This is a genomic window from Erwinia sp. MYb416 (assembly GCF_037479575.1).
Lineage (GTDB): Bacteria > Pseudomonadota > Gammaproteobacteria > Enterobacterales > Enterobacteriaceae > Erwinia > Erwinia rhapontici.
Genome location: NZ_JBBGYT010000040.1, coordinates 1 through 922 on the forward strand (window position 1 = coordinate 1; position 922 = coordinate 922).

2 protein-coding genes are annotated in these 922 nt (G+C 53.9%); one reads left to right on the top strand and one right to left on the bottom strand.

Going from position 1 to position 922, the window contains the following annotated elements:
- Position 1 precedes the first annotated feature (1 nt).
- Positions 2-346 carry a YejG family protein gene (locus WH277_RS00370; protein ID WP_339503696.1) on the top strand — a complete coding sequence of 115 codons (345 nt, stop codon included), beginning with the start codon at positions 2-4 and terminating at the stop codon, positions 344-346.
- Positions 347-359: 13 nt separating this feature from the next.
- Here the strand turns inward: WH277_RS00370 and WH277_RS00375 are convergent.
- The coding region (locus WH277_RS00375) for an ATP-binding cassette domain-containing protein (protein ID WP_339503697.1) at positions 360-922 on the bottom strand (563 nt) is incomplete at its 5' end.

Sequence of the window (922 nt, forward strand, 5' to 3'; positions counted from 1 at the left end):
GGTGAATACGTTACAACATTCAGTGGTACATCGACTGCCGCAACGCTATCACTGGTGCACCGGCCCGGTCGGGCAGGTCATTGCAGCACAGACCCTTAATGGTCTGAACAGTGATGATGATCTTATCGGATTGCGCCTGCTGAGCCATAACGGCGAGTCGGCGTGGGAAACCATGCACATGATTGAGTCGGCACTGGCGGAAATTCAGCTGGTATGTTCGGTGGCGGAGTGGGAAGGGGAACCTTGTCTCTTTGTGCATCGTGATGATGAATGCGCAGCAACCTGCCGCCTGAAAAGTTTCGGCGTGGGTATTGCCGAACCTTTTCTTAGCGACCGCAGTGCCTGATCGCCATGCAGCATCAGGCCAGCGTGAGTAACTGCTGTGTATAGCTCTGTTGCGGTGCGCTAAATACCTGCTCACATCCACCCTGTTCAACCACTTCTCCCTGACGCAATACCACCACCTGATGACACAGTGATCGCACAACGCGTAAATCATGGCTGATAAAGATATAGGCCAGACGATGCTGTTGCTGGAGCTTTTTCAGCAGTGTCAGGATCTGTTTTTGCACCGAACGATCAAGCGATGAGGTCGGTTCATCGAGGATGATCAGCTGCGGTTGTAAGATCAATGCCCTGGCGATAGCCACGCGCTGGCGCTGCCCGCCGGAAAACTCAGAAGGGTAACGCTGACGCGTCTCAGGATCCAGCCCCACTTCCTGCATCGCGGTAATGACCCGCGCTTCACGTTCGGCGTTATTCAACTCAGGATGGTGCACCTGTAAACCTTCGGCGATAATCTGCAAAACGTTCAGGCGCGGGTTGAGTGAGGAGTTAGGATCCTGGAACACTACCTGAATCTGGCGCCTGACGGGCAGCATTTTTTTGCGGTTCAACAGGTGCAGAGGCTGATTCTTAAACC